Here is an 18,581-nt window from a genome sequence, read left to right on the forward strand (position 1 = left end):
CCCCTGCCGCAACAGGAAACCCTCCGATGAGCCGTTTCACCGCCCCGATCGCCGAGTCCATCTGGGACATGAAATACCGCCTGAAGGCGGCGGACGGCACGCCGATCGACCAGAGCGTGGAAGACAGCTGGCGGCGCGTGGCGCGCGCGCTGAGCGAACACGAGCCGGAGCGCGAGGCGGAGTTCTATGCCGCGCTCGAAGATTTCAAGTTTCTGCCCGCCGGGCGCATCCTCGCTGGCGCGGGAACCGGGCGCAGCGTGACCCTGTTCAACTGCTTCGTGATGGGCACGATACCCGATTCGATGTCGGGCATCTTCGAGAACCTGCGCGAGGCGGCGCTGACGATGCAGCAAGGCGGCGGCATCGGCTATGATTTTTCCACCATCCGGCCCAAGGGGGCCGACGTGAAGGGGGTGGCGGCCGATGCCTCCGGCCCGCTGTCCTTCATGGATGTCTGGGACGCGATGTGCCGCACGATCATGAGCGCGGGCAGTCGTCGCGGCGCGATGATGGCGACGATGCGCTGCGATCACCCCGACATCGAGGATTTCATCGCCGCGAAATCAGACCCGGCCCGGCTGCGCATGTTCAACATGTCGGTGCTGGTGACCGACCCGTTCATGGAGGCGGTCAAGGCAGGAACGAGTTGGGATCTGGTCTTCGACGGCAAGGTTTATCACACCGTCGAGGCGCGCGATCTGTGGAACCGGATCATGCAGGCGACCTATGATTACGCCGAGCCGGGGGTGATCTTCATCGACCGGATCAACCAGGCCAACAACCTGAACTATTGCGAGACGATTTCGGCCACCAACCCCTGCGGCGAGCAACCGCTGCCGCCCTATGGGGCCTGCCTGCTCGGCTCGATCAACCTGGCCAAGCTGGTGATCGACCCGTTCGGGGCGCGTGCGCGGCTCGATGCGGCGGCGCTCAAGGACCTGGTGCGGGTTGCCGTGCGGATGATGGACAACGTGGTGGATATTTCGCGTTTTCCGCTCGAGGCGCAGCGCCAGGAAGCGCAGGCCAAGCGCCGGATCGGGCTGGGGGTAACGGGCCTTGCCGATGCGCTGTTGATGCTGGGGCTGCGGTATGGCTCCGACAAGGCGGTGCGGCAGACCGAGATATGGATGCACAAGATCGCCTGCGCCGCCTATCTTGCTTCGGTCGATCTGGCCCGCGAAAAGGGCCCCTTCCCGCTGTTCGACGCCGAACGGTTTCTCGCGTCCGGCAACATGCAGGAGATGGACGAAAGCGTGCGCGAGGCCATCGCCCAACATGGCATCCGCAACGCGCTGGTGACCTCGATCGCGCCGACCGGAACGATCAGCCTCTATGCCGGGAATGTGAGTTCAGGCATCGAGCCGGTGTTTGCCTACGCCTACAGGCGCAAGGTTCTGCAAAAAGACGGGTCGCGCAGCGAGGAGGAGGTGGTCGACTACGCCGTTCAGATGTGGCGCGACAAGTTCGGCGATGCCCCCCTTCCCGAGCATTTCGTCAACGCCCAGACGCTGGCGCCGGCCGATCATGTCAGGATGCAGGCGGCAGCCCAGAAATGGGTGGATTCCTCGATTTCCAAGACCATCAACGTGCCCGAGGATATCGGGTTCGAGGCATTCAAGGATGTCTACATGCAAGCCTACGAAACCGGCTGCAAGGGCTGCACCACCTACCGGCCGAACGACGTGACCGGCAGCGTGCTCAGCGTGAGCGAGGCGAGCGAGGAAGCCCCCGAAGCCGATCAAGGTGCCGACGTGATCTACATGTCCGAGCCGCTCGACAGGCCGTCGGCGCTCGAAGGTGCCACCTACAAGCTGCGTTGGCCCGAGAGCGAGCACGCGATCTACATCACCATCAACGACCTCATCGTGAACGGCCACCGGCGGCCTTTCGAGGTGTTCATCAACTCCAAGAACATGGAGCATTTCGCCTGGACCGTGGCGCTCACCCGGATGATCTCGGCGGTGTTCCGGCGCGGCGGCGACGTGTCGTTCGTGGTGGAGGAACTCAAGGCGGTGTTCGATCCGCGCGGCGGGGCCTGGATCGGCGGCAAATACGTGCCCTCGATCCTCGCCGCGATCGGCGGCGTGATCGAGCGCCACATGGTCGAGACCGGGTTTCTCGCGGGCGAGGGGCTGGGGCTGAAGTCCGACCCGCAATCGCAGGTCGTCAACCTCGGGATTCAGCGTGGCCCGGCCTGCCCGCGCTGCGGCCAGTACGAGATGCGCATGGTCGAAGGCTGCATGACCTGCGGTGCCTGCGGCCATTCCAAATGCGGCTGAGCGCGGGGCAGGTTGCCCGACCACTGTGCCATCGGCGCGGATAAACCGGCAAAAATGGGCCTTGTCGGCGCTACAGGCTCGGCTGAGCCTAGACATGCGCGGCCGAGTAGCCTAGCGATGCCTTTCTTTGGCGCGCCACGTCGGCGCATGGCCACACGGATGCTTCTCACATGATCTCGACCCTTTCCGACGCCCTTGCCGAACGCGGCTTCGACACGCTTACCGATGTTCAACAGGCGGTGACGGCCCCTGAACTGGCAGAGGCCGACCTGCTGGTCTCGGCCCAGACCGGATCGGGCAAGACCGTGGGCTTTGGCCTTGCGATCGCGCAAACCCTGATGGGCGCGGAGGAGCGCTTTGGCCCACCCGCCGCGCCGCTGGCGCTGGTTGTTGCCCCGACCCGTGAACTGGCGTTGCAGGTGCAACGTGAACTGGTCTGGCTTTATTCCCGAGCGGGCGCGCGCGTGGTCTCCTGCATCGGCGGGATGGATGCGCGCGAGGAACGCCGCGCGCTGGATCGCGGTGCGCATATCGTCGTCGGCACGCCGGGCCGGTTGCGCGATCATATCACCCGCGGCGCGCTCGACCTGGGCGATATCCGGGCGATCGTGCTCGACGAGGCCGACGAGATGCTCGATCTCGGCTTTCGCGAAGACCTTGAATTCATGCTCGGGGCGGCCCCGGCGGATCGCCGCACGCTGCTGTTCTCGGCCACGGTTCCGCCCGCCATTGCCGAACTGGCCAAGCAGTTCCAGCGCGATGCGGTGCGGGTCACCACGCTCGGGCGCGGAACCCAGCACGCGGATATTGCCTACCAGGTGGTGCAGGTTGCCGCCGCCGATGCCGAACACGCGATCATCAACATGCTGCGCTTCCACGATGCGCCGACAGCGATCGTGTTTGCCAATACCCGTGCCGCGGTCAGCCGGTTGGCGGCCCGCTTCGCCAACCGGGGCCTCGCCGTGGTCAGCCTGTCGGGTGAGTTGAGCCAGGACGAACGCAGCCACGCGCTGCAAGCGATGCGCGACGGGCGGGCCCGGGTTTGTGTCGCCACCGACGTGGCCGCGCGCGGCATCGACCTGCCGAACCTCGACCTGGTGATCCATGCCGATCTGCCGAGCAATACCGAGGGGTTGTTGCACCGGTCGGGACGCACCGGGCGCGCCGGGCGAAAGGGCATCTCGGCGTTGATCGCGCCCGACAAGATGGCGAACAAGGCTGCGCGGCTTCTGAAATGGGCGAAGATCGAGGCCGAGTGGACCCACGCGCCAACGCCCGAGGAAATCTTCGCGCTCGACGAGACCCGGCTTCTGGCCGATCCGGTCTGGAGCGCCGACCTCACGGATGCGGAGGCCGCGTTCGCCGCCAGGATGGTGGCTGAAAAGACCCCCGAGCAGATCGCGGCCGCTTGCCTGCGGCTCTACCGGGCGGGCCTGTCGGCCCCTGAAGAGCTGAATGCGCCGACCGGCCAGAAACAACGCACCGAACGTGCCGCTTTCGGGCCTTCGGTCTGGTTTGAGCTTTCGGTCGGGCTGGATCGCCGGGCCGAAGCGCGCTGGTTGCTGCCGCTCCTGTGCCGCGCCGGAAATCTCGACAAGGCCCATATCGGCAAGATCCGGGTGCAGCCCGAAACAACCCTGGTTGAAATCGCCGAGGTCGCCGCGGCGGGCCTGCTCGACAGTCTCGGCCCCGATGCCGTGCTGGAAGACGACATTCGGGCGCGCAAACTCGATGGCCCGCCAGATAGCGCGGCCCGGCCTTCGCCTGCCGCGCAGCCTGCGCGCCCCGCCTCGAAGGATCGCACAGGCCCCCGACCGGACCGGAAGGCCGCGCCACGCGGCGATGCGCCACGCGGCAAGCCGCCCCGCGAGAAGGCCCCCGCGCCGCGCGGCAAGCCGTATGCCGGCAAGAGCCCCGAAAAGGTTGCGCCGGCCCCGAAAACCGCGGCCCCGGAGCCGGTGTCTGCAAAGGCCCCGTCCAAGCCGGCCAAGGATGCGCCGCGCAAGCCGCGCCAGACCGGGCCGCGCAAGACCGACTGGACCAAGCCTGCGAATCCGTCGCAATCCGGTGCGGGTCGCGACAAGGCGCGCGAAACCGGCAGTAGCAAGACAAGGTCGGGTGCCACCGACACGTCACAGCGCATGGACCGACCCGGCAACAAGAAGCCGCGCACCGGAAACCAGAAACCCAACAGGTCAGGCGGCGACGCCCCGCCCCGGCGCAAACGGTAAGCCGTTGTGCCCGGAACGTGGTGCCGCGCCTTAAACCAGGAAGTCGTCGATCAAGGGTGAGGGCTTGGCCAGGCTTTCCAGGTCCTTGCGGTCGGCTATGGTGATTTGGCTGCCGGCCACCCGCACGCCGTAGGGCTGCAGTCCCTTGAACGCCCGGCTGAGATTCTCGGGCGTCATGCCAAGGAGCGAGGCAAGCCGGCGCTTTTCGTAAGGCAAGGTGAACTCCTCGGCACCATCGACGCGCGTCTGTTGCCGCAACAGGCAATTGGCCAAACGTTCCAGCGAGCTGCGAAGTTTGAGATCTTTCTGGGTTTTCACCACTGATCGGTAGGCGAGGGCGAGTTCGGCCACGATCGCGCGGGCGAAATCGCCATCGGTATCAAAGACCGCGCGCACATCCTGGCTCGGGATGAGCGCAATACGGCTTTTCTCAAGGGTGCGCGCCGACATCAGGTAGGGCGCATCGCGAATCGTGGCGGCGAGAATGAAGGTGGAAACTGGCCGCAGGGTTGCCAGCGAGGTTTCGCGATTGTTCCAGCGCGCAAAAAGATCGACCTCGCCGGAGAGGACCACGTGGAGAAAATCGCTCGGATCTCCCTCCGAAATCAATTCGATCTGCGGCGGGAAGTTCTGCACATAGGCCGCACGCATCAGGTCGGCGAAGTTGTCTGCCGACATCTTCGAGAACAGGTGCAGACTGCGCACATCCTCGAAAAAGGTATCGGGCATCACAGCGTCCAATCGTTGGCTCCGTCGGAGCCTCGGTCTTCAATTGATATTTGTCAAGGACTCTCCCGAATGATGTTGATGCAGGAATTGATCAATATCCAAAGCGAACCCGAAATATTTCGGTAAGCCATTTATTTCAAACAGTTTTCTTGGCGTTTCTGATCTGGATCAACTTTTTCCCGGCGGCGGTGGTCTTCAAGGAGTCCAAACGCGCGTGGTGCCCGGTTCGGGCAATATCCGGAGGACATAATGGACTTGATGCTGGCTTACGATCATTCGCGCAACGCGCGGATCGCGCTGGACGCGGTCATTGAAATGTTCGGCCCCTTGAAGCCGACCGTCACGCTCGTGACAGTGATCGAGGATGTGGGCAGTGCCACCGCCGACGTCGACGAATTGTTCAGCGAGCAATACGCGCTTCAGAAAACCGGCGTGGAGCGGGCGGCGGCGGAGTTGGCCGCGGCCGGCTTCGAGGCCCGCGTGATCCTTGCCGAGGGCGATGCCCGCAAGATGATTCTGCGCGCCGCCGAAGAGCGCAAGCCGGATCTCCTGGTCATGGCCCGCCACAGTCACCAGCCCGACAGCGGGCCGTTGCGCTTCATAACCCGGCGCATCGACGCGCTGGTCGAGGAGTTCGATCACATGACCTTCGGGTCGGTCTCGGCCTTCCTCGCGCGCCGGGTCAAGTGCCCGATCATGATCATTCCCACGCATCTGACCGACACCGAGATGTCGGCGGCGCAAAAATAAGAACAAGGACGCAAACCATGCAAGTTTCGGACCTGTTCCGGGTAAGAAACCCCGAAATCCGGGCGCTTCACCTGACCTGGATCGCCTTCTTCATCACCTTCTACGTCTGGTTCAACATGGCGCCGCTGGCCTCCTCGATGCTGGCGTCGGTGGACTGGCTGACCAAGGACGACATCCGCCTCTTCGCGATCGCCAACGTCGCGCTGACCATTCCCGCCCGGATCATTGTCGGCATGGCGCTTGACCGGTTCGGGCCGCGCCGGGTGTTCTCGGTGCTGATGGTCACCATGGCGGTGCCGACGATGTTCTTCGCCTTTGGCGACAGCGCGATGCAGCTTTTCGTCGCCCGCCTCGTGCTCTCGTCGGTCGGCGCCTCGTTCGTGGTCGGCATTCACATGACGGCGCTGTGGTTCAAGCCGCGCCACATCGGCTTTGCCGAAGGCTTCTATGCCGGCTGGGGCAACTTCGGCTCAGCGGCGGCGGCGATGACCATTCCCACCGTCGCGCTGGTGATCTTCGGCGGCGATGACGGCTGGCGCTATGCCGTGGCCACCTCGGGCGTGATCATGGCGCTTTACGGCGTGTTCTACTGGTTCGCGATCACCGACGGGCCGACCGCCGATACCCACAAGAAGCCGCGCAAGGCGATGGCGCTGGAGGTATCGACCTACAAGGATCTCGTGCTGCTGGTGATCTTCACCGTGCCGCTGATCGGCGTGCTCTCGATCCTCGTCTACCGGGTGCAGGCGATGGGCTATATCGACGGCTTCGTGGCCGCGATCGCCTATGCGTCGATCGCCGTGATCGTGGTCTACCAGATCTGGCAGGTGCTTCGGGTGAACCTCCCGATCCTGCGCAAAGGTGTGCCCGAGGACGACCGCTACCCGTTCAAATCGGTCGCCGCCCTCAACACCACCTATTTCGCCAACTTCGGCGCGGAACTGGCCGTGGTGTCGATGCTGCCGTTCTTCTTCCAGGAAACCTGGGGGCTGACGGCGGTGGCGGCGGGCCTGATCGCCTCGTCCTTCGCCTTCATCAATCTCGTAGCGCGGCCGATGGGTGGGCTGGTTTCCGACCGGATGGGCAACCGCCGATTCGTCATGCTGGCCTACATGCTCGGGATCGCCATCGGCTTTGCGTTGATGGGCCTGCTCAACAGCACCTGGCCGCTGGTCATCGCCATCGCGATCACCATCGCCACCTCGTTCTTCGTGCAGGGCGCGGAAGGCGCGACCTTCGGCATCATCCCCTCGATCAAGCGTCGGGTGACCGGGCAGATCGCGGGCATGGCGGGGGCCTACGGCAACGTCGGCGCGGTGTTCTACCTCTTCGTCTTCATGTTCGTCGAGCCTTCGACCTTCTTCTTCATCATCTCCGCCGGGGCGCTGGTCTCGTGGGTGGTCTGCTACCTGTGGCTCAAGGAGCCCGAGGGCGGTTTCGACGAGGAATACGTCCTGAGCTCGGTTGACCAGGCCATCGCCGTGGAAGCCGCGCAGAAGGTCGAAGCCAAGCGCGAACTGGCGGAATTGTTCGAAGGCTCCAGGAAGATCGGGCTTTCCGATCACGGCGACGGCCTGACCATCACCGCCCAGTTCAATGATCTCGAAGACCTGCGCGCGGCGCTTGCCCGGCTTGGCAGCGGGCGGACCAAAGCCACCGCAGAATGATCCAATGGCCGGCCGGGGGGCGCCCGGCCGGGTTCCAAAACGCCACATTTCAAGGAATAGACACATGGCGATCTCCTCAACTTCCACTGGCCAGACCGGCCACGTTCTGACCGACTGGCGGCCTGAAGAGTCCGAGTTCTGGGAACAGAAGGGCAAGGCCATCGCCCGTCGCAACCTCTGGATCTCGATCCCCAGCCTGCTTCTCGCCTTCGCGGTGTGGATGGTCTGGTCTGTCGTTGTGGCCCGGTTGCCCGCGATCGGCTTCGACTTCTCCACCGGCCAGCTTTTCTGGCTGGCCGCTCTGCCCGGGCTTTCGGGGGCGACATTGCGCATCTTCTACAGTTTCGTGGTGCCGATCTTCGGCGGGCGGCGCTGGACGGCGATTGCTACCGCCTCGCTGCTGCTGCCCGCTCTCGGCATCGGCTTCGCGGTGCAGGACCCCGAAACGCCCTACTCCATCTTTGTAATCCTTGCGCTTCTGTGCGGCTTCGGCGGCGGCAACTTTGCCTCGTCGATGTCCAACATCAACTACTTCTACCCGAAGGCGCAGAAGGGTAACGCGCTGGCGCTGAATGCCGGCCTCGGCAACCTCGGCGTGTCGGTGGTGCAATTCGTCGTGCCCGTCGTCATCACCATGGGCCTGTTCGGCGCGATGGGCGGTCAGGCGCAGGAGATTTCCGACGGCGGCCAGCTCTGGCTGCAGAACGCCGGGTTCATCTGGGTGCCCTTCCTCGTGATCTTCACCCTGCTGGCCTGGTTCGGGATGAATGACATCGCCGACGCCAAGGCCTCGCTCGGTGACCAGCTCAGCATCCTCAAGCGCAAGCACAACTGGATCATGTCGGTGCTCTACGTCGGCACCTTCGGCAGCTTCATCGGCTACTCGGCGGGCTTTCCGCTGTTGATGAAAACCCAGTTCCCGATGATGGAAACCCTGCACCTCGCCTTCCTCGGGCCGCTGGTGGGCGCACTCTCGCGCTCGGCCACCGGCTGGATCTCCGACAAGTTCGGCGGCGGGCGCGTCACGCTCTTCGTGTTCATCGGCATGATCGTCGCGGTGGTGAGCGTGATCTACTTCCTGCCGCTCGGCGGCACCGAGGGCAACTTCGCGGGCTTCTTCGTGGCCTTCATGGCGCTGTTCTTCCTGACCGGCGTGGGCAATGCCTCGACCTTCCAGATGATCCCGATCATCATGCGGCAGGAAATCCCGCGCCTGCGCCCCGATCTCGATGAGCGCGAGACGCTGCGGGTGGCCGAGCGCGAGAGCGGTGCGATCATCGCCTTCACCTCGGCGGTGGCCGCCTACGGTGCCTTCTTCATCCCCAAGTCCTACGGCACCTCGATCGAGATGACCGGCGGACCGGCCGCCGCGCTTTGGGGCTTCGCCGCCTTCTACGCGCTCTGCGTTGTGGTGACCTGGTTCTACTACACCCGCTCGAACGCCTCGAACCCCTGCTGACCCCTGACCCGCGGCGCCCGCCCAGATGCCGGGCACCGCAAGCCAACCGATAGGAGATATCGATGAGCCACCTGCTCGACAGACTGAACTTCTTCCAATCCAAGGAATTGGAGCAATTCTCCAACGGCCACGGTCAGGTGACCCGCGAAAGCCGTGCCTGGGAAGACACCTACAGGAACCGCTGGCGCCACGACAAGATCGTGCGCTCGACCCACGGGGTGAACTGCACCGGCTCGTGCTCGTGGAAGATCTACGTGAAGTCGGGGATCGTCACCTGGGAAACCCAGCAGACCGACTATCCGCGCACGCGGGCCGATCTGCCCAACCACGAGCCGCGCGGCTGTGCCCGGGGCGCTTCCTACAGCTGGTATCTCTACAGCGCCAACCGGGTGAAGAACCCGCTGGTGCGCGGTCGGTTGATGAAGGTCTGGCGCGAGCTGCGCAAGACGAAGAGCCCGATCGAGGCGTGGACCGATATTCAGAATGATCCGGTGTTGCGCGCCGCCTATTCGGAAACCCGCGGCAAGGGTGGCTTCGTGCGTGCAAGCTGGGACGAGGCGGTCGAGATCGTGGCCGCTGCCAACCTCTACACCGCCAAGAAGTGGGGCCCTGACAGGGTGTTCGGTTTCTCGCCGATCCCGGCGATGTCGATGGTGTCCTACGCCGCCGGTTCGCGTTATCTCAGCCTGCTCGGCGGCACCTGCATGTCGTTCTACGACTGGTACTGCGACTTGCCGCCCGCCTCGCCGATGACCTGGGGCGAACAGACCGACGTGCCGGAATCGGCCGACTGGTACAACGCGGGCTACCTGCTCTTGTGGGGCTCGAACGTGCCGCAAACCCGCACGCCGGATGCGCATTTCTACACCGAGGCGCGCTACAAGGGCACCAAGTCGGCGGTGATCAGCCCCGACTATTCCGAGGCCGCCAAGTTCGGCGATGTCTGGCTCAACCCCAAGCAGGGCACCGACGCCGCGCTCGCCATGGCCTTTGGCCACGTCATCCTGCGCGAGTTCCACCTCGATCGGCAGGCGGAGTATTTCGAGGACTACACCCGCAAGTATTCCGACTTCCCGATGCTGGTGAAGCTCGACGAGAAGGACGGCCACTTCATCCCCGGTCGTTTCCTGCGGGCCGATGACCTCGACGGGCACCTCGGCGAGGAAAACAACCCCGAATGGAAGGTCGTGGCCCTTGATGACGCCACCGGCAAGCTCGTCGCGCCGAACGGTTCGGTGGGCTACCGCTGGGGCGAGGACGGCAAGTGGAACCTCGAAGAGAAAGCCCAGGGCGACGACACCCGGCTGCGGCTGTCCCAGATCCTCGACAGCGACCATGACGACGTGGTCGGGGTCGATTTCCCCTATTTCGGTGCCGATGCCACCGAAGCCTTCTCGACCGGAGACGTCCGTCCGAACGTGCTCACCAAGCAGGTGCCGGTGAAGCGGATCGCAACCGCCGAAGGCGAGGTGGCCGTGGCCACGGTGTTCGACCTGTTCTGCGCCAACTACGGGCTCGATCGCGGCCTTGGTGGTGACTGGGTTGCACACGATTACGCCGACGACGTGCCGGGCACCCCGGCCTGGGCCGAGAAGATCACCGGCGTTCCGGCCGACAAGATTGCCCATGTTGCGCGTGAATTCGCCCAGAATGCCGAGCAGACGCAAGGCCGCTCGATGGTAATCCTCGGGGCCGGTCTGAACCACTGGTATCACATGGACATGAACTACCGCGGCATCATCAACATGCTGGTGATGTGCGGTGCCGTGGGCCAATCCGGCGGCGGCTGGGCGCATTACGTCGGCCAGGAAAAACTCCGTCCGCAAACCGGTTGGCTGCCGCTTGCTTTCGCGCTCGACTGGGGCCGCCCGCCGCGGCAGATGAACTCCACCTCGGCGTGGTATGCCCACACCGATCAATGGCGTTACGAGACACTCACCGCTGGCGAGATCCTGTCGCCCACTGCGCCGGAAGGCGATTGGGACGCGAGCATGATCGACTACAACATTCGGGCCGAGCGGATGGGCTGGCTGCCGTCCGCGCCGCAACTCAAGCAAAACCCGCTCGACGTGGCCAAGGCCGCCAAGGCGGCGGGGCAGGACGTGGCCGTCTATGTCGCCGAAAAGCTCAAGTCGGGCGAGCTGGAAATGTCGTGCGAAGACCCGGACGCACCGGAGAACTGGCCGCGAAACCTGTTCGTCTGGCGCTCGAACCTGCTCGGCTCGTCGGGCAAGGGGCACGAGTATTTCCTCCGTCACCTGCTCGGCACCGACAACGGTGTCATCGGCAAGGATCTGGGCGAGGAAGGCGGCGACAAGCCCAAGGAGGCGAAGTGGCACGAAGAGGCCCCGCGCGGCAAGCTCGACCTGCTCGTGACCATCGACTTCCGGATGAGCACCACGGCGGTCTATTCCGACATCGTGCTGCCCACCGCGAGCTGGTATGAGAAGAACGACCTCAACACCTCCGACATGCACCCGTTCATCCACCCGCTTCAGGCGGCGGTGGATCCGGCCTACGAGTCGAAGTCGGACTGGGAGATCTTCAAGGCCATCGCCAACAAGGTTCAGGAGATTACGCCCGAGTTCCTCGGCCAGGAAACCGACGTGGTTGCCCTTCCGATCCTGCACGATACCCCGGCCGAGATTGCCCAGGACCAGGTGAAGGACTGGAAGAAGGGCGAATGCGATCTCATCCCCGGCAAGACGGCGCCCAATTATATCGCCGTGGAGCGCGACTACACCGCCATCGGTGACCGTTTCATGTCGCTTGGCCCGCTGATGGAAAAGATCGGCAACGGCGGCAAGGGGATCTCGTGGAACACCGAGGAAGAGGTGAAGAACCTGCGCGACCTAAACGGCGTGTGGGAAGACGGACCGACCAAGGGCAGCGCCCGGATCGTGAGCGATATCGACGCCACCGAGGTGGTGCTGATGCTCGCGCCCGAGACCAATGGCGAGGTCGCGGTGAAATCGTGGCAAGCGCTCTCAAAAGCGACGGGACGTGAGCACGCCCACCTCGCAGAAGGGGCGCATCACACCAAGATCCGCTTCCACGACATCGCCGCCCAGCCGCGCAAGATCATCTCCAGCCCGACCTGGTCGGGGATCGAAAGCGACGAGGTGAGCTACAATGCCGGCTGGACCAACGTGCACGAACTGATCCCGTGGCGCACCCTGACCGGACGCCAGCAGCTCTACCAGGATCACCTCTGGATGCGGGCCTTCGGCGAGGGTTTCATGTCGTATCGCCCGCCGGTCGATCTCAAGACGATCACTGCCGAGATCAACACCGATGCGCGTGACAAGGCGCCCCACGTGGTGCTGAACTTCATCACGCCGCACCAGAAATGGGGCATCCACTCCACCTATTCCGACAACCTGTTGATGCTTACGCTCAACCGGGGCGGGCCGGTGATCTGGATTTCGGAGAACGACGCGAAGATCGCGGGAATCGTCGATAACGACTGGGTCGAGCTCTACAACGCCAACGGCGCGCTGACCGCGCGGGCGGTGGTGAGCCAGCGCATGAAGGATGGAACCACCTTCATGTACCACGCCCAGGAAAAGATCGTGAACACGCCGGGGTCGCAAAAGACCGGCTTGCGCGGGGGGATCCACAACTCGGTCACCCGTGCGGTTCTGAAACCGACCCACATGATCGGCGGCTACGCGCAGCAGTCCTACGGCTTCAACTACTACGGCACCGTAGGCTCGAACCGCGACGAGTTCGTGATCGTCAGGAAAATGACCAAGGTCGACTGGCTCGACCAAGAAGCGACCGAGAAGGAGGCCGCCCAATGAGAATCCGCGCACAAATCGGCATGGTGTTGAACCTCGACAAATGCATCGGGTGCCACACCTGCTCCGTGACCTGCAAGAACGTCTGGACCAGCCGCGACGGCGTCGAATACGCCTGGTTCAACAACGTCGAAACCAAGCCCGGCACCGGCTATCCGACCGACTGGGAAAACCAGGAGCGTTGGAACGGCGGCTGGGAGCGGACGAAATCCGGCAAGCTCCAGCCCAAGCAGGGCGGCAAGTGGCGGATGCTGGCGAACATCTTCGCCAACCCCGACCTGCCGGAGATCGACGACTATTACGAGCCCTTCGATTTTGACTATGACCACCTGAAGTCGGCGCCCGAGATGAAGGCGTTCCCGACCGCGCGGCCGCGATCGAAGATCACCGGCGAGCGGATCGAGAAGATCGAGAAAGGCCCGAACTGGGAGGAAATCCTCGGCGGCGAGTTCTCCAAGCGCGGCGAAGACTACAACTTCGAGGGCATCCAGAAGCAGATCTACGGCGAATACGAGAATACGTTCATGATGTATCTCCCCCGGCTCTGCGAGCACTGCCTCAACCCGACCTGCGCCGCCTCCTGCCCCTCGGGTGCGATCTACAAGCGCGAGGAAGACGGCATCGTGCTGATCGACCAGGAGAAATGCCGGGGCTGGCGGATGTGCGTCTCGGGCTGCCCCTACAAGAAGGTCTACTACAACTGGTCGACCGGCAAATCCGAGAAATGCACGCTCTGCTATCCGCGGATTGAATCGGGCAATCCGACCGTGTGTTCGGAAACCTGCGTCGGGCGCATCCGCTACCTTGGCGTGATGCTCTACGACGCCGACAAGATCGAGGAGGCGGCGAACGCGGCCGACAAGACGGACCTCTACGACGCCCAGCTCGGCGTCTTCCTCGATCCCAACGACCCGGTGATCATCGAGACCGCGCGTGCCGACGGTATCCCCGAGGACTGGATCAAGGCCGCCCAGGAAAGCCCGATCTGGAAGATGGCGATGGAATGGAAGGTCGCCTTCCCGCTGCACCCGGAGTACCGGACCCTGCCGATGGTGTGGTATATCCCGCCGCTCAGCCCGATCCAGAACGCCGCCGAAGCCGGGGCGATCGGCAGCGATGGCGCGATGCCCGATGTGCGCTCGCTGCGCATCCCGCTGCGCTATCTCGCCAACATGCTCACGGCGGGCGACGAGAAGCCGGTGGCGTCCGCGCTGGAACGGATGCTGGCGATGCGCGCCTACATGCGCGCCAAGACTATCGAAGGCGTGCAGGACGAGGCGATCGCCGCGCGCGTGGGCCTCTCGGGCCGGGTGATCGAAGACATGTACAAGATCATGGCGCTGGCCGATTACGAGGATCGGTTCGTGATCCCGACGACGCACCGCGAACAGGTCGAGGAAGCCTACGATCTGCGTGGCGGCTGCGGCTTCACCGATGGCAACGCCTGCTCGACGGGCACGTCGAAAGGCTCGCTCTTCGGCGGCTCGAAGAAACCCCTCAAGATGCCCACGGAGGTGATGTGATGGACCGCACGCTCAAGGCGCTTTCGTTGATCCTCAGCTACCCGACCCGGGAGCTGCAGGCGGCGATGCCGGAGATCGGCGGCGTTCTCGCCGCCGAAACCCGGCTCACCGCGGCCGCGCGCCGCGCGTTGCGGCCGCTTGTCGAAGACCTCGCCGCGCGCGATATCTACGATCTCGAAGAGCAATACGTGATGCTCTTCGACCGCTCGCGCACCCTCTCGCTCAACCTGTTCGAACATGTCCACGGCGAAAGCCGCGACCGGGGCGGGGCGATGGTATCGCTGGTCGAGACCTACCGGGCAGGGGGCTTTGACCCTGTTACCACCGAATTGCCCGACCACTTGCCGGTGCTTCTGGAATTCCTGTCGACGCGTCCCTTCGCTGAAGTGCAGGAAACCCTGGCGGACGCGGCGCATATCTTCGCCGCCTTGCAGGAACGTCTGCAGCGGCGTGACAGCGGATATGCCGCCGCGTTCGCCGCCCTGATCCAGCTCGCCGGGATCACCGCCGACGAAGGTGCTGTGGCCGAGCTTCTCGAACAGGCGGATGTCGATCCGAACGATCTGGAGGCGCTCGACGAGGTCTGGGAGGAAAGCGAAGTCCGCTTCGGCCCCGACCCCTATGCCGGTTGTCCGGTCAGCCGCGACATTCTCTCGCGTATGGACAGCACCCTCACCCCCAACCCCGATCCCCGCCACGCGGCGGAATGACGGAGGCCATGATGCACAACTTCTTTTTCGCAATCTTCCCCTACATCGCCCTCGCCACGCTTGTGGTGGGTTCGATCGCGCGCTACGAACGCGATCCCTTCACCTGGAAAACCTCGTCGTCGCAGCTCCTGCGGCGCAAGCAGTTGGTGGTCGGCTCGATCCTGTTTCACGTCGGCATGCTGGTGATCTTCGTCGGCCACGTGGTCGGGCTGCTCACCCCGATCTGGGTGTTCGACGCGATGGGCATCGGCCATGGCGCCAAGCAGATCCTCGCGGTCGTCGCCGGTGGCATCGCCGGGGTTCTGGCCCTGATCGGCGGCGTCATGCTGTTCCATCGCCGCTGGACCGATCCGCGCATCCGCCAGACCTCGAACTTCTGGGATATCGCGATCCTCGGGCTGCTGCTGGCCCAGCTGGTGCTCGGGCTCGGCACGATCTTCTTCTCGCTGCAGCACCTCGACGGCCACGAGATGGTGAAATTCATGTCCTGGGCGCAGGGCATCTTCACCTTCGATCCGAACGCGGCAAGCTACATCGCGGATGTCTCGATCGTGTTCAAGCTGCACCTCATTCTCGGCATGGCGATCCTGCTGCTCACGCCTTTCACCCGGCTTGCGCACGTGATCTCCGGCATCTTCGTGCCGCTGCGCTTCCTGTTCCTGCGGCGGGGCTACCAGATCGTGCGCTCGCGCCGCAAGGCGCCGCTGCCGCACCATGATGGCCCGGTGCCCGCCGCCCGGAAGGTGGCCGGGTCCAAGGCAACCGCGGCGGAGTGATCAGGATGAACGCGGCCCTGTTCCCAGAAGTCATCGTAAACGGCGAAACCGTGCCCCACACGGCGATCGCCGCAGAGACACAAAACCACAGCGGCCCCAAGGGCAAGCCCGGCGTTGCCTGGCGCAAGGCGGCGAACGCCGTGGCGGTGCGCACCCTGCTCTTGCAGGAGGCGCGGCGGCGCGGACTTTCGCCCGACCCGGCGGAAGTCGGGCCCGGCCGCTTTGAAACCGAGGAGGAGGCCCTGATCCGGGGCCTTCTCGAAACCGCCGTCGATGCCGAGGCCCCGACGGAAGAAGCGATCCATGCGGAATGGGCACGCGATCCGGAAAGGTTTCGCGCCCCGCCGCTGTGGGAAGTCTCCCATATCCTCGTCGCCTGTGATCCGCGCGACGAATCGCTCACCGCCGAGGCGAAGCTCCGCGCTGAAGATATTGCCCGGCAGGTGCAGGCAGATCCGAAGGGCTTTGGCCGGCTCGCGGCCGACCACAGCGATTGCGGCTCCAAGGCCTCGGGCGGCGCGCTCGGCCAGATCGGCCCCGGCGATACCGTGCCGGAATTCGAGGCCGCGCTGCACGGGTTGGCGGCAGGCCAGGTCACGGCATCCCCGGTTCTCAGCCGCCACGGCTGGCACATCATCCGCATGGATGCGGTCGGGGAAGGCGCGGTCCTGCCCTACGCGGCGGTGCGTGGCAAGATCGCCGAGGCGATGGAGAAGGCAGCCTGGGCCCAGGCGGCGCGCGATTTCGTCAGCCAGCTTGTCAGCACGGCCGAGATCATCGGCACCGAGATCGGCGCGGACGGCTAGGCGGGGAGGATCGGACATGGGCCGGAAGGATCACACGTCGCGGCGGGGCGATCACGGTTCGCCATCCGAGCCGGCACCGCTTGGCAACCCGCTCGATTTCATCCAGGAGGATCACCTTCGCGAGCGGGAAATCTGCAACCTGATCGTTCGGATCGCGGAGGCAGAACAGCCCGACCCCGATGATATTTCGGTTGTCGCGAGCTTCTTTTCCCACGAACTGCCGCCGCATCTCGCGGACGAGGAGCAGGGCCTCATCCACCTTCTTGCCCGCCGATGCCGACCGGAGGACGAGATCGGGCCGCTGATCGCGCGGCTGGATGCCGATCGCCGCGAGGCGCGCGAAGAGATGGCCGGCCTGCTCGCGCTTCTGAACGGCGCGGGTGCGGATGGATTTGCGTTTGGCGACGACAACCGGGCACGCCTGCGGCGCTATGCGGCGCGTGCCCGGCGTCAGCTTATTCTCGAATACGCGATCATCCTGCCTTTCGCCCGGCTCAGGCTCACCGCCGCCGACCTCGACGCGCTTCGGCGCGACATGCTCGCGCGGCGCGGCCTCGATCAACTCATGGAGGGCAAGAAATGACGCATTCGACTGCGCGTGACCCGCGCGGATGGACCGAACCACGGTGCCGATCCGGCGTTCCTGCCACCGCGCGGCACGTGGCCCCACCGTCCCGGTTGCCGACGTCTTGACCAAGCCAGGGAGCACCACGATGCAGATTGCCAGCACCACCGCCACCGGCGACACCGACCAGGTGTTGTTCTCGCTCGCGCAGGACCTGATGGGCCGCGGCCTGAAGGTTTGCGGAACCGTTCAGATCAACACCGAACGGGAAAAGACCGACCCCTGCGACATGGACCTGCGGGTGCTCCCCGGCGGCCCGGATATCCGCATTTCACAAGATCTGGGCGGCGGCGCACAGGGCTGCAGGCTGGATGTCGGCGCGCTGGAGGCGGCGGTGGGGCATGTCTCTGCGGCGCTGGAAGCGGGCGCGGATGTGCTCATCATCAACAAGTTCGGCAAGCACGAAGCTGAAGGGCGGGGGTTCCGTTCGGTAATCGCCGAGGCGCTTGCGCGCGACGTTCCGGTGCTCGTCGGGCTGAACGGGCTGAACCGAGACGCCTTCGAGGCGTTCACCGAGGGCTGTGGCGACCATCTGCCCGCCGACGTGGCGGTTTTGTCCGAGTGGCTGTTTGCACGGTCAGGTTCGGTTGCGGCCGCGATGTGAGGGGCTGACGCGGCGGCACCGGGATTGGCTTTGGGAGTTCAACATCAGGGAGGAAACCCATCATGAGAACCCGTCCAGACGTTACGCAATTGATCCAACTGCCGAGTGGGGCGGTCGAGGTGGACGAAGCCGGGTACCTGGTCGATCCGGCGCAATGGTCGCGCGATTTCGCGATGAAGGTGGCCGGCGACGAGGGTCTGACGCCGAACGAGTTGCACTGGCAGGTCATCGCCTTCATGCGCAGCTACCTTGATCAGCATGGCATCGCCGCGGATGCGCGCTTCGCGATCCGGTTTCTTGCCGACGAACTCGGTCTCGACAAGCACGACGCCAAGCACGCGCTGTTCGAGCTGTTTCCCGAGGGCTACGTGAAGCAGGCCTGCAAGATGGCGGGGATGCGCCAGCCGCGGGCCTGGAGCACCGGCTAGAAACGGCACCCGCGCCTCTGCCGTCGCGGACGACAGGTTCGGAAGGCAGGCGGACCGTCGCAGGCGAGGATGATGTCGGGTGTGAGGCGCGACATGCGGACCCCGAGGCGCACCCCCGGCGCATATCCGGGTTGCACAATCAGCGCTTCTCGGAAGCGTCAGTAACGCTTACCTTCATCGCGGGGAGGAAACTG

General features: G+C 64.7%; 14 protein-coding genes. 13 read left to right on the forward strand and 1 reads right to left on the reverse strand.

What is annotated here, in order from left to right; all coding sequences use genetic code 11:
- Window positions 1-26 precede the first annotated feature (26 nt).
- Both B9Y97_RS11390 and B9Y97_RS11395 read left to right on the forward strand, forming a co-directional pair.
- Entirely contained in the window at window positions 27-2,279 is a 2,253-nt protein-coding gene (locus B9Y97_RS11390; RefSeq protein ID WP_085526854.1) for an adenosylcobalamin-dependent ribonucleoside-diphosphate reductase, read from the forward strand.
- Window positions 2,280-2,449: 170 nt separating this feature from the next.
- The gene (locus B9Y97_RS11395) at window positions 2,450-4,510 is read left to right on the forward strand and encodes a DEAD/DEAH box helicase (protein ID WP_085526855.1); all 2,061 of its coding nucleotides are present in this window, start codon (window positions 2,450-2,452) and stop codon (window positions 4,508-4,510) included.
- A gap of 30 nt (window positions 4,511-4,540) precedes the next feature.
- Here the strand turns inward: B9Y97_RS11395 and B9Y97_RS11400 are convergent, their stop codons facing one another.
- Window positions 4,541-5,239: a cyclic nucleotide-binding domain-containing protein gene (locus B9Y97_RS11400; protein ID WP_085528219.1), complete on the reverse strand. Its 699-nt coding sequence runs from the start codon at window positions 5,237-5,239 to the stop codon at window positions 4,541-4,543.
- 249 nt (window positions 5,240-5,488) lie between these two features.
- Between B9Y97_RS11400 and B9Y97_RS11405 the strand changes: the two genes are divergently transcribed.
- The 11 genes from B9Y97_RS11405 to B9Y97_RS11455 all read left to right on the forward strand — a co-directional run bounded on the left by B9Y97_RS11405 (window position 5,489) and on the right by B9Y97_RS11455 (window position 18,387).
- Complete coding sequence (locus tag B9Y97_RS11405; protein WP_085526856.1) at window positions 5,489-5,989, forward strand: universal stress protein; 501 nt, start codon at window positions 5,489-5,491, stop codon at window positions 5,987-5,989.
- A 17-nt stretch (window positions 5,990-6,006) separates the two neighbouring features.
- Entirely contained in the window at window positions 6,007-7,656 is a 1,650-nt protein-coding gene (locus tag B9Y97_RS11410; RefSeq protein ID WP_085526857.1) for an MFS transporter, read from the forward strand.
- Window positions 7,657-7,720: 64 nt separating this feature from the next.
- Window positions 7,721-9,115 (forward strand): NarK family nitrate/nitrite MFS transporter, encoded by a 1,395-nt coding sequence (locus B9Y97_RS11415; RefSeq protein WP_085526858.1) that lies wholly within the window; start codon window positions 7,721-7,723, stop codon window positions 9,113-9,115.
- Window positions 9,116-9,177: 62 nt separating this feature from the next.
- Window positions 9,178-12,918, forward strand: coding sequence for a nitrate reductase subunit alpha (locus tag B9Y97_RS11420; protein ID WP_085526859.1), 3,741 nt, complete (start codon window positions 9,178-9,180; stop codon window positions 12,916-12,918).
- On the forward strand, window positions 12,915-14,438 hold the full coding sequence (gene narH / locus B9Y97_RS11425) for a nitrate reductase subunit beta (protein ID WP_085526860.1): 1,524 nt from the start codon (window positions 12,915-12,917) through the stop codon (window positions 14,436-14,438). Before B9Y97_RS11420 ends, narH begins: the two co-directional genes overlap by 4 nt.
- Window positions 14,438-15,148, forward strand: coding sequence for a nitrate reductase molybdenum cofactor assembly chaperone (gene narJ, locus B9Y97_RS11430; protein ID WP_085526861.1), 711 nt, complete (start codon window positions 14,438-14,440; stop codon window positions 15,146-15,148). Before narH ends, narJ begins: the two co-directional genes overlap by 1 nt.
- 11 nt (window positions 15,149-15,159) lie before the next feature.
- Entirely contained in the window at window positions 15,160-15,924 is a 765-nt protein-coding gene (gene narI, locus B9Y97_RS11435; RefSeq protein ID WP_085528220.1) for a respiratory nitrate reductase subunit gamma, read from the forward strand.
- Window positions 15,925-15,929: 5 nt separating this feature from the next.
- Window positions 15,930-16,730, forward strand: coding sequence for a peptidylprolyl isomerase (locus tag B9Y97_RS11440; RefSeq protein WP_085526862.1), 801 nt, complete (start codon window positions 15,930-15,932; stop codon window positions 16,728-16,730).
- 16 nt (window positions 16,731-16,746) lie between these two features.
- Complete coding sequence (locus B9Y97_RS11445) at window positions 16,747-17,313, forward strand: hemerythrin domain-containing protein (protein ID WP_085526863.1); 567 nt, start codon at window positions 16,747-16,749, stop codon at window positions 17,311-17,313.
- 130 nt (window positions 17,314-17,443) lie between these two features.
- On the forward strand, window positions 17,444-17,959 hold the full coding sequence (locus B9Y97_RS11450) for a DUF2478 domain-containing protein (protein WP_085528221.1): 516 nt from the start codon (window positions 17,444-17,446) through the stop codon (window positions 17,957-17,959).
- 62 nt (window positions 17,960-18,021) lie between these two features.
- Window positions 18,022-18,387 (forward strand): TusE/DsrC/DsvC family sulfur relay protein, encoded by a 366-nt coding sequence (locus B9Y97_RS11455; RefSeq protein ID WP_085526864.1) that lies wholly within the window; start codon window positions 18,022-18,024, stop codon window positions 18,385-18,387.
- Window positions 18,388-18,581 lie beyond the last annotated feature (194 nt).

The organism is Maritimibacter sp. HL-12 (genome assembly GCF_900177545.1).
Classification (GTDB): domain Bacteria; phylum Pseudomonadota; class Alphaproteobacteria; order Rhodobacterales; family Rhodobacteraceae; genus Sinisalibacter.

Bases quoted from the DNA above. Each gene is read 5' to 3' on its own strand.
- B9Y97_RS11390 (WP_085526854.1), top strand. From the start codon at position 27: ATGAGCCGTTTCACCGCCCCGATCGCCGAGTCCATCTGGGACATGAAA.
- B9Y97_RS11395 (WP_085526855.1), top strand. From the start codon at position 2,450: ATGATCTCGACCCTTTCCGACGCCCTTGCCGAACGCGGCTTCGACACG.
- B9Y97_RS11400 (WP_085528219.1), bottom strand. From the start codon at position 5,239: ATGCCCGATACCTTTTTCGAGGATGTGCGCAGTCTGCACCTGTTCTCG.
- B9Y97_RS11405 (WP_085526856.1), top strand. From the start codon at position 5,489: ATGGACTTGATGCTGGCTTACGATCATTCGCGCAACGCGCGGATCGCG.
- B9Y97_RS11410 (WP_085526857.1), top strand. From the start codon at position 6,007: ATGCAAGTTTCGGACCTGTTCCGGGTAAGAAACCCCGAAATCCGGGCG.
- B9Y97_RS11415 (WP_085526858.1), top strand. From the start codon at position 7,721: ATGGCGATCTCCTCAACTTCCACTGGCCAGACCGGCCACGTTCTGACC.
- B9Y97_RS11420 (WP_085526859.1), top strand. From the start codon at position 9,178: ATGAGCCACCTGCTCGACAGACTGAACTTCTTCCAATCCAAGGAATTG.
- narH (WP_085526860.1), top strand. From the start codon at position 12,915: ATGAGAATCCGCGCACAAATCGGCATGGTGTTGAACCTCGACAAATGC.
- narJ (WP_085526861.1), top strand. From the start codon at position 14,438: ATGGACCGCACGCTCAAGGCGCTTTCGTTGATCCTCAGCTACCCGACC.
- narI (WP_085528220.1), top strand. From the start codon at position 15,160: ATGCACAACTTCTTTTTCGCAATCTTCCCCTACATCGCCCTCGCCACG.
- B9Y97_RS11440 (WP_085526862.1), top strand. From the start codon at position 15,930: ATGAACGCGGCCCTGTTCCCAGAAGTCATCGTAAACGGCGAAACCGTG.
- B9Y97_RS11445 (WP_085526863.1), top strand. From the start codon at position 16,747: ATGGGCCGGAAGGATCACACGTCGCGGCGGGGCGATCACGGTTCGCCA.
- B9Y97_RS11450 (WP_085528221.1), top strand. From the start codon at position 17,444: ATGCAGATTGCCAGCACCACCGCCACCGGCGACACCGACCAGGTGTTG.
- B9Y97_RS11455 (WP_085526864.1), top strand. From the start codon at position 18,022: ATGAGAACCCGTCCAGACGTTACGCAATTGATCCAACTGCCGAGTGGG.